We start from the raw sequence: 9,230 nt of genomic DNA, 5'->3' as shown, positions 1-9,230 counted from the left end.
GCGCGCGTCCGCAAGTGCGGACATTGTCGCGCGCAGGACGGAGGAAATTCGCCCCCGCCGCGGGCGGTTAACAGGACAGCCGTAGGAGCGTCAGCATAGCGCCGGCCGCAGGACGGGACGCGGGACCGACTGTCCCCGTCCGCGGCGGTCCGCATCTTGATCGGCGATGGAAGCAGTTGCCTTGGAAACGGGATGATGCGCCGATCATTGTCCAGTGAGTTATCGCGTTGAAAAAACCGACCTTATTCTCCTGTCGGCAACAGCCTATTGACTCCAATGTTCTTATTTTGTTCACTGTCGACATGATTGGCACAGGAGGCGAACATGGAACTTCGCTTGAACATTGAAGGTGCAACGCCCGAAGAACTGGCACACGGTGTCGCGGCAGCCGAAGCAGTCTTCGCGCAAGCCGGCATAACGGCCTTGCAAGGTGCAGAAGGTTTGTTCGCGTTGGAAGGGTGGGATATCAAAGGCTTTCCGGAAGACGACCAGCCAACCGAGGACGAGGACCGAGCCGCTACAGTCTGGATGGAAGCCGACGAGGCCGCGACGAAAGCATGTTGTGCGGGCTGGCCGGAGGACACAATTCCGCGCCATCAGATCATGGAACTGATCAACATTCCCCGAACGAGATTGGAAGCCGAGGCGCTTCCGGACACGTGGCCGGCGCGCAAACAGCTCTATCCTGACGTCGTCAAACGACTGGAGGTCACAGCTGGCCCGGACCGCCAGATCGATTTCGATATTGCCTTCGTTCTTGGTTGGGTGCCCGAGCGGCCAACGCTGGATCGGATCGAGCCGCTTTCGGAAGATGGGGACCGCATCCCTTCTTCACCAGCGACCTTGCCCAGGTGGAAGAAATGGCCCGCAAGGCGCTCAAGGACTGGACGATTGAAATTGATCGGAATCCCTACGATGCCCACGTTTTCGACCCTGCAGCCGCCGATGACGGTGACGAATTGCGCATGGCGGCGTGGCGCGATTTCGACGGCTCCTTGCTTATGAAGAAGCCACCTGCAAATCCGGCAATCGCACTGACCCTGGTAATGATGCGCGGGCAGTCGATGCATTTCGAATAGTGGTGAACGACAAAACACGGCCGCGATCGCCTACCGATCATGCTTGGCCATTCCAGGTCGCACGGCCAGATGGCCGAACGGCCGACGAGGCCGCCCGCATCCGAGGAGAGAGACCATGTCAGAAAAGCCACCGTATATGCCGACCGGCATTGGAATGGGCATGATGAGCGACGACGAGACCAAGGTCGGCGTTCTGATATTCGAAACGGCGCGAGGTAACTTCGACTTCGCCGTCAATCTGCAGGCAGTCGGTGTCCTCATCAAGGCAATCAATAAGATCGAGATGCACCTCCGCTCCGGCAGGACGCACTGAGTGTCCGACGATGTGCCAGATCAGAAAAAGCCGAAGCTGATCGTGGTCGTGGCGTTCGACCGAGGCGAGGATGGCGACCTGTTCACTGCATGCGGTCCGACCGACCAGCAAAGCGAGGACCGCGCGATCCGCAGGGCAAAGGCGCTGGCTTCAAACCACGCTGGTGTCATAGCATGGAGTCGCGACGCCGACCCGGCGCTTGGCGACTATGGGCCACCGACAGTACTGTTCACCAACGGCGAAGTGCCGGACATGGAGTGAAGAATGATCGATCCGCCCAGGTACCTGGATGACCATGACTACGCAGACCGCGCGCTAGACTGCCAGGAGGCCATGGAGCCCGGCTTTCAGGCAATCATCGATTGCATGTTGGAAGTGGGGCTGGACCCGGGGTGAGACATTGCGGGCGCTGAAGCGGCTCATTGCCGCCGACAACATGACCCAGAAAGAGAATGCCAGGACGGAAGCCGAGCTCGCGATCGCGCGTGCCATGGTACGCGCCGGCAAGCCACTTTAGGCTGCCGGCAGTTTGCTGACTCCAGCTTCATCGACCTCCGCTTCCATCTGGTCGCCGACCGGCGCGGCCTTGCCTGCACCCTGGATGGACACACCATCGAAGCCCGGCAACCAAGCGTCGGCATATTCCCCCCAGAACTCAGGCACGACCCGATCGTCTTGCATCACGCCACCCTGAGTTACTCAAACGCGATTCAAGCATCGGCGCGCGATTCAGTTCCCGACTGTTATTCCGAAATGCCGCCAGGGGTACTGTCATTGGCGTTGTCCGGGATATCCATCTGGATTGTCCCGCACGCCTTGCAATCGAGCTTGTGGTCAAGCCTCTTGGGGTCCATGGGGTTTGGCCCTCCTGTCAGCTCGCTGAACGTCTGTAACAGCGACCGTCCAGCAACTTCACAGGAGCGGCGGACCCAGCGCGCGCGTCGCCTACCATCGGAACCAACTCCTGCTTCCTTCGTTCGCCATCCCATTGAATGGGGCTGTTCATGAACGATGCCTTTTTTGACGTTCCCCTGATCGTTGAGACGTCTGGGCCGGGCGAGTTCCGGAGGTTGGCCAGTGTGTCCCAGGCCGCCGTTTTCATGATGGAGCGCTGGCCCGAGGCGCATGGTCCGCGATATCGCGCTGCGCTCCGAGCCTGTACCGGGCGCCTGACCTCGAAGGACGAAGTTGAGAATGCCCGACGCGCCTTCCTGGCGGCAGCCAGGGAAGCTGGCTTGCTGGTGAAAGACGAGGATGAGGACGCCGACCTGGAGCTTCATCCCGACATCGAGACCACGCCCCCATCGCCCAGCGAGCAGAAGCGGCGAGAGCGCGCGCGGATAGAAGAGGAAGAGGAGTTTCTGGTCCGGTTCCTGGCGCGCGAAACCGGTATCACAGAGGAGCAGGCCCGCGAACTTTTCCACATGATTGGCGACGATCGGGCAGCATTGCTAAGAGAGGCCAGAATTTTGAAAGCCCGGCATTGAAGGGGACGCCGCCCCGCGCGCCCACAAGCGCGCCGAGCCTCGGCTCCGCCTGCGGCCTCACCAAACCCTCTGGCAGTTGCTACCCCCGGACCTCGCCGGTCAGGCAGGGGAGCCGGGGGCACCCTTTTCCACAACCAGAAGTCAGCGAAGGAGCCGGAACGAATTGCAAGCCTCACCGTTGCGCTTGCGCTTGAGGGATAAAATGCCAAAGTGAGAAGGGACAACTCACCATGGGCGACGATAAATGCGACGGCGCCCGCATGTCGGGGCGCGATAGGCTTGTAACTCAACTTGCCATGGAAACCGGTATCACTGCGGACCAGGCGCGCGGCCTCATCAGCATGCTAGGCACTGACCGGAATTCCCTGCTCCGCGAGGCGCGGATAATCTTCCGCCAGGGCCATCGGCAGGAGTGACGGGCGGATTGTTGCTGTCGGCAGTAATACGGTCGCCGTCAAGCCTGTGGCTGAAACGTTGTCTCAAGCGGCGGACGGGTGATGTTGAACGTGCAGTTGGTGGTCGTAGACGCCGCAGCAGCGGCAACCACCCCCAGCAACCGGCTCTCATCAAAGCCCGCCTCGATAAATTCGCGCTTTTCCGCCGCGATAAGACCACCACGCTTCTGCTCACCAATGACGATCTCGACCATATCGCCGGCAAACGCGATCAGCTCGAAGGCAAGATTCGGGAGCGCTACGGGATTGAGAAGGATCGTGTCCGGCGCGATATCGACGACTGGCACGGCCGGCAAGGCTGGTGAACCCGCGAGGCTGCCAAATGTGAAGGCGCTGTAGCTGCAGCGCCGTCATTTTATTCGACCACAACGCCGCGAAGCACGGCATACTGCCGCTTCACCTAGGCCGGATTAATCAATTTGGCTTGTTGATTGATGTGACCGCGAGGTTCGTCAGCTTGTTGTTGGTGGCTTTCTCCTCGTCAAGGATCTCGCTGAGCAGCTTGTGCGCCTCGTCATGTCCGAGTTCCTTGGCCCATTCCCGCAGAGAGCCGTATCGGGAAATTTCGTAGTGCTCAACTGCCTGGCAAGCCGCCAGCAGGCCGGAATCGAGTGCCGTCCCTGACGCTTCCTCCATCAGACCGTCGGCTTCCTTGATGAGCCCTTCGATGGCGTCGCACTTCTCGCCAGACGCCTTCTTGCCAATTGACTTGAACACCTGCTCCAGCTTCTTGATCTGCCCCTTCGTCTCCGCGAGGTGATCCTCGGCGGCTTTCTTTAGCTTGGCGTCTTTTGCGGCCGCAGCCACTTTAGGCAGTGCCTTGGTAATCGCGTTCTCCGCGTAATACATGTCTTGGAGGGTATGCTCGAAAATATCGGCCAAGGTCTTCATCATGATGCTCCATTTGCCCGGATTGGCACGGGAGAAAGTGCGAGCGAAGCCAATGGTTCCGTGTTTTTCACGCCGGCCTGACAGACAGATGGCCGTTGGGCCGGAAGCAAAGTGTCCGCCTATCAGGAGCTGACTGTCCTCCGGCTGGGGAATTATTTAGGCGACGTTCGATCATGCATCCATTCCTCAAGGTGCAGGAGGCGCGGCAACCAACTGCTGGGAAGGCGACAATATTGGCTGGTCTTGCTTGCGCTCGCGTAGCGCGAGGAAAGCTGCGGCGAGCATAACAGCCATGCCGGTGACGTCGATCAGGCCGACCTCCTCACCGTAAGCGACGATTCCGAGCAGGACGGCGATCACGGGTGAGACGAAGGCAAAAGGCTCCGGCCCGCGAGGCGCCGATGTCGCGCAGAAGACGCATGAAGAGCGTGTAGCCTATGAACGACCCAAACAGCACGAGGAACAGCCACCCGGCCCAGGCCTGCCAGCCCCAATCGCCTGTTAGTGCCGCGGCCGCGCCTGGCTCCGCAACGAGTGAGACGAGGATCAGGAACGTCTGAACGACGAAACCACGCTGAATGTTTAGGGCAAAGATTTTTCAAAGACGCAAATCGATTTGTTCAATCAAGATTTTCATCGATCCAGAGAGATTAGCCTAGGAGAATGGCAGGCGCGTCCCATGCGTGAAAAGATGACAGACTGGTTCGCGAGCTGGCTAAGGTCGCAACTTTAACCCGGAGCGTACTCGCATGTGTCCATCCGGTTAAGCCGCCGTGGGCAAAGCGCTAAGCGTGCATGCACGCCAGTGCCCCCGCCCCTTACGTTGGCTGCAGCAGCGTGCTACCGCACCCAAGGCTGTAGGTGACGGCGAAGCAGTCTGATGTTGCGGTTGTTGGCCTTGAAATAGACGTCGAAGATCGAGCCGAGGAGAGGAACGCTTCCTACTACCGTATCGAGCAGCACGTTCCCCAACATGCGGGCTACCAAACCATTTGCAGCACCGCAGTTTCGGGCTCGCCACACGATATAGGCCGAGACCAGGCCCGTCGCCGCATCTCCGAGGACGGGTACCAAGCCCACCAGCGCATCCAGCCCAAAACGTATTGACGTTCCCGGAATGCGCCAGCGGGAATCAAGCAAAGCGGCCAATAAGTCCAGCTCGGCAATTGCTCTTGCTGCCTCAGAGTCGGGGGGGCCCTGTCCGCTCATCCCAGCCGCCGGGCGTGTGCGATTCAGACCTTCCCAGTCTAGAACTGTCACTCTAGACATCGCTTTGACCGGGTGAATTCTTAGCTTGCGAACTACGTGACGGCACGTCATCGAGCAGGGTCGTCTCATCAGAGACCTGCGTCGGCTCGGCTGGCAATTCGCCATTTGGCGTCATCTTGTTGACTGCCTCTGGCAAATCTTTCGTGATCCTGGCAATCAACTCATCCCGCGAAAGACCGGTCTGCAACGAAAGGGAAGTGAGTGTGTCTTCGTCTATGGCCGTTTCCACGTCGCTTGGCCCGATCGGTTGGTTCGGTCCGGTGCCAACCCAAGAGTCGACCTTGGCTCCAGCCCCTACCCCTCTGAATCGGTCGAGGATGTCGCCAAGCGCCGTTCCCGACACGCCTTTCGATAGTTGATCCAGAACCCCGCCTTGCGGGTCGTTTGGGTTACGATCTCCAACTCTACGTATCATCTCACCGATCTTGTCGCGATTTTGATACGCCAGGACGCCAAGCATCGCGATCGCCAATCTTCCCAGATTTGCCATTTTGGTCTCCTCCACGGTCCAAATGGAGGAAGGGCTCAGCCTCACAAAAGTTCCGCGAGCGATAATGTAATGTTGGGTGTCGTCGCGGCCCTCTCCCGAGCGAGATCGACCAACTTGTTCGACTGGGATGTGAGGACCATTACCAGGCCACGCCTGTGCTAAATCCTTGAATAACAACTGTCTTGGGGCGAGGTAACGGAACCAAATAGGCTGTGTCGCGTCATATAGGCAGGTCCCCGTCCGGAGTGAAATCGATGATCAGGCTCCTTGTTGCCGCCACAGCGTTCCTCCTCGCATGTGGCGGAGCCGAAGCCGCGAAACTGAACCTGACCGCCGTCAACCAAGCGCAATTCGCGTCCGACACCCCAAAGGGTTTGAACCCGGCCGTTCTGAAAGCACAAATTCTCTTGGACCGCGCGCGCTTCTCGCCGGGCCTGATCGACGGCCACCTTGGAGAGAGCTTCACCAAGGCGCTCAGCGCCTTCCAGACGGCGAACGGATTGCCGTCCGATGGCAAGCTCACCAGGGAGATTTGGGACAAGCTGTTGGCAACTTCCTCGAGTCCAGTCCTGGTCACCTATGAGCTGACCCGCAAGGATGTGCGCGGACCTTTTACCAAGCGAATTCCAGCTCGCCTCGAGCGGATGGCCCGCCTGTCGAGGCTAGGCTATCACAATGCGGCCGAAAAGCTGGCGGAGCGCTTCCATATCAGCGAACCACTGTTGCGAAGGCTCAATCCTGGCATCGGCTTCAGGAAGGCCGGCACGAAGTTGCTGGTGCCTGATATTGGTCGGGGCGATCCTCCCGCCGCCATTGCCGAGGTTGAGGTCGACAAGAAGGCTCGCGTGCTACGCGCGCTTGATCCTTCCGGTAAAGCGCTTGCAGTCTACCCTGCCTCGATCGGCAGTGACGAAAAGCCGGCGCCGAGTGGCCAGGCAGAGGTCAAACGCGTGGTGCACAATCCGACCTATCACTATGATCCCCACTTCGCTTTCAAGGGCGTCAAAACCAAGCGACCCTTCACCATTGCTGCCGGCCCGAACAATCCGGTGGGGTCGATATGGATCGATCTGTCGATCGAAAGCTACGGCATTCACGGCACGCCCGAACCCGGCAAGATCGGGAAAACCTTCTCGCATGGCTGCATCAGGCTGACGAACTGGGATGCCGAAGACGTCGCCTCGATGGTGCAAAAGGGCACGAAAGTTACCTTCAAAGGCGAAATGGCTGACGCTGGCGACAAACCTAAATAAGCATACCGCTCACCAAGTTTCATTTCCTGTTATGAATGCTACCCCGAGGTCTACTCTGCCATATCAAGCTTGGTGCACGACGCGACCATCTCCGGGCTACTTGTAGAACCAGCGATCCCGACTAGACCCATCGGGGCTGAGGGTGAGACCCAGTAGCAGACCCATTGCAGCACCAAGAATAAAGGCGGTCGACACAGTGCCCGGATTGTCCTGGACGGCTCCCGAAACAGATTGGGCCCCGGTCCGCAGGGCCTGAGCCGTACGGCCGGCCCGCTCGGCAGCGCTGTCATACCAGCCCGTGGCTTCCTCGACGACCTCTTCTGCGCGCTCTGCCAGCGTCCGATTGATCTTGTTGATCTCGCGCTTCAGCTGGGCAACCTGCTTCTCCAAGGTTGCCTGAGCTTCGCGCTGCGTCGGCCTCGGTGTCGCGTTTGCATTTGGATCATCGGCCATCTTCAGACTCCTTGATTGTCAACGCTCAACGACTAACGGCTGCGTAAGGTTCCTATCAGAGAAAATACCGGCCACGCAGCGGACTTGGTGTCCGTTTTGGCCGGCCTTTCAGGCAGCGACCGGCGTGCTTTTTGCTCGCCTCGCCAAGTGTCCGGTGGACTTTGCCGCCACGGACGTCAACGACAATTTAAGTTAGCTTGCACATGGATGCGTTGGCTGCATGGCGCCACTACCCGCAGGCGGTCTGGGCACGGATCCGGCCAGAGCCCTGCCGCGTTGATACACTGCCCCTGGGAGATCAAACAAATGACTGGCCATGCGGACTAACCAACCAACAGAGCCGACTCTGCGATTGCTGCGCAGCGTTGGCCGAGTGACCACCCACAAGACAAAGTCGCTTTAGCGCGATGGCGCGGTGACCGAATGGGAGGCTGCTAGCGTGTCCTGAATAATGCCCACCAGCTGTAACGTGTAAAAATCCACCGCCAGGAATGAGTCGTGGGGTTCGATTCAGAACTTTCCGGCTCGAGTTTTGAGCTCGGCGCCCAACGGTGTGGCTGTACCTTGATAGAATGGAATGTACTGCCAAGGCGGACGATAACCGAACTGGTCGAACGCATGGAGTATCGGGGGGCTGGTAGCCTCAGCAAGAAAATCAGAAATCGGTCGCTGCGTTATCCCGGGCTTACGACTTCTCTGACTGGGGTGGGGTGTGGAGTGCGAACGCGCTTTGGAACATTAGTGATTGTGGACTGTTGAGGTGGTTCTTCGGATGCCGCTTCTTAGCGTGAGAGGCGGGGCCGCCGTGGCATCCGTCCCTCATTTGGCGGGCTCCTTTTAGCAGAAAGCAAGAGATGATGAATCGGATTATTTGGGTTGTTGGCGCGATCGTAATTGTCCTTTTTATCTTAGGCTTCCTAGGACTGCGATAACCCTGCACGATAAGCCGTCCCGGCAGCGCGGTCACGCTGCACTTTTTGCACCTCCTGCCAACGTTGCCTTTGGGGATGGCAATCAGCTTTGTGCTTTCAAAGTTGCTGGCGGCTTCGGATTATTCGACCCTCACCTTGGCGCAGCCCTGACGCTCTCGCGAGTCTCAATTGCCAATCCAGATTGCCAATCGGCTCATACGGCATATTTGCTTCGGACTCAGCCGCAACCGTTGGCTTATCCGGATCAGATCACCGTATCCGTCCAGCGCACAATATCCTTGGCCGCCTCGCCGAAGGCGCTGTCCAGCGCGCTGACATAGGCCGGATTGCCGCTGCCCGAGACGGGAGCGGATGCGGTGAAGCTCTTCGACGCCCGCACCTCGCCGTTGCGGTCGTTGAGGATGCGCACGAAGAGGTTGACCTCGGCGTGCTCGCCGCCATTGACGCGGACTTCGAAGGAGCGGATCTCGACGATCACCTGATAATCGATCGCCAGCCCCTCGCCCGGCTTGCCAACGCCGGCAAAGCTGCCGGAGCGCTGGAAGGTTTCGGCGAGCCTGGCCTGCACGATCAGCGGCAGCCGGTCGGCCCATTGCGCGCCCTTGAGG

Annotated in this window: 12 protein-coding genes and 1 pseudogene; 6 read left to right on the top strand and 7 right to left on the bottom strand. The window is 59.3% G+C overall.

All coding sequences use genetic code 11. The annotated features are described in order from the left end of the window. Window positions 1-324 precede the first annotated feature (324 nt). The 3 genes from EN991_RS12055 (at window position 325) to EN991_RS12045 (ending at window position 1,653) form a co-directional block, all read left to right on the top strand. Window positions 325-1,005: a hypothetical protein gene (locus EN991_RS12055; RefSeq protein WP_245460949.1), complete on the top strand. Its 681-nt coding sequence runs from the start codon at window positions 325-327 to the stop codon at window positions 1,003-1,005. A 189-nt stretch (window positions 1,006-1,194) separates the two neighbouring features. Next, a complete protein-coding gene (locus tag EN991_RS12050; RefSeq protein ID WP_127368823.1) occupies window positions 1,195-1,392 on the top strand; it encodes a hypothetical protein in 198 nt (65 codons plus the stop codon). Continuing rightward, window positions 1,393-1,653, top strand: coding sequence for a hypothetical protein (locus tag EN991_RS12045; RefSeq protein ID WP_127368822.1), 261 nt, complete (start codon window positions 1,393-1,395; stop codon window positions 1,651-1,653). It abuts the gene before it with no gap. A 252-nt stretch (window positions 1,654-1,905) separates the two neighbouring features. Here EN991_RS12045 and EN991_RS39870 read toward each other — a convergent pair whose 3' ends face one another. Continuing rightward, window positions 1,906-2,073: a hypothetical protein gene (locus EN991_RS39870; protein WP_164766131.1), complete on the bottom strand. Its 168-nt coding sequence runs from the start codon at window positions 2,071-2,073 to the stop codon at window positions 1,906-1,908. 323 nt (window positions 2,074-2,396) lie between these two features. Between EN991_RS39870 and EN991_RS12035 the strand changes: the two genes are divergently transcribed. Both EN991_RS12035 and EN991_RS40855 read left to right on the top strand, forming a co-directional pair. After that, the gene (locus tag EN991_RS12035; RefSeq protein ID WP_127368821.1) at window positions 2,397-2,879 is read left to right on the top strand and encodes a DUF982 domain-containing protein; all 483 of its coding nucleotides are present in this window, start codon (window positions 2,397-2,399) and stop codon (window positions 2,877-2,879) included. Window positions 2,880-3,504: 625 nt separating this feature from the next. After that, window positions 3,505-3,639, top strand: a pseudogene (locus EN991_RS40855) (CsbD family protein); the annotation flags it as partial. 109 nt (window positions 3,640-3,748) lie between these two features. On the opposite strand, the gene EN991_RS12020 reads toward EN991_RS40855, so the two are convergent. The 4 genes from EN991_RS12020 to EN991_RS12010 all read right to left on the bottom strand — a co-directional run bounded on the left by EN991_RS12020 (window position 3,749) and on the right by EN991_RS12010 (window position 5,984). Continuing rightward, a complete protein-coding gene (locus EN991_RS12020; RefSeq protein ID WP_127368819.1) occupies window positions 3,749-4,225 on the bottom strand; it encodes a ferritin-like domain-containing protein in 477 nt (158 codons plus the stop codon). Window positions 4,226-4,411: 186 nt separating this feature from the next. Continuing rightward, window positions 4,412-4,585 (bottom strand): hypothetical protein, encoded by a 174-nt coding sequence (locus EN991_RS39865; protein WP_164766135.1) that lies wholly within the window; start codon window positions 4,583-4,585, stop codon window positions 4,412-4,414. A 480-nt stretch (window positions 4,586-5,065) separates the two neighbouring features. Further along, complete coding sequence (locus EN991_RS12015; protein ID WP_245460948.1) at window positions 5,066-5,434, bottom strand: DUF4112 domain-containing protein; 369 nt, start codon at window positions 5,432-5,434, stop codon at window positions 5,066-5,068. 52 nt (window positions 5,435-5,486) lie between these two features. Further along, complete coding sequence (locus EN991_RS12010; RefSeq protein WP_127368818.1) at window positions 5,487-5,984, bottom strand: YidB family protein; 498 nt, start codon at window positions 5,982-5,984, stop codon at window positions 5,487-5,489. 254 nt (window positions 5,985-6,238) lie between these two features. On the opposite strand from EN991_RS12010, the gene EN991_RS12005 reads away from it, so the two are divergent. After that, window positions 6,239-7,237 carry a L,D-transpeptidase gene (locus tag EN991_RS12005; RefSeq protein WP_127368824.1) on the top strand — a complete coding sequence of 333 codons (999 nt, stop codon included), beginning with the start codon at window positions 6,239-6,241 and terminating at the stop codon, window positions 7,235-7,237. 96 nt (window positions 7,238-7,333) lie between these two features. Here EN991_RS12005 and EN991_RS12000 read toward each other — a convergent pair whose 3' ends face one another. After that, window positions 7,334-7,690, bottom strand: a complete 357-nt coding sequence (locus EN991_RS12000) for a hypothetical protein (RefSeq protein WP_127368817.1) — start codon at window positions 7,688-7,690, stop codon at window positions 7,334-7,336. 1,176 nt (window positions 7,691-8,866) lie between these two features. Beyond that, window positions 8,867-9,230, bottom strand: a 364-nt coding sequence (locus EN991_RS11995) for an ABC-type transport auxiliary lipoprotein family protein (RefSeq protein ID WP_206519193.1), incomplete at its 5' end; no start/stop codon positions are given.

The sequence above is a fragment of the Mesorhizobium sp. M7A.F.Ca.US.005.03.2.1 genome (genome assembly GCF_003997795.1).
In the GTDB taxonomy this organism is placed as follows: domain Bacteria; phylum Pseudomonadota; class Alphaproteobacteria; order Rhizobiales; family Rhizobiaceae; genus Mesorhizobium; species Mesorhizobium ciceri.
The sequence above is the reverse complement of the archived record's forward strand: the minus strand, read 5'-3'. Positions and strand labels throughout refer to the sequence as shown.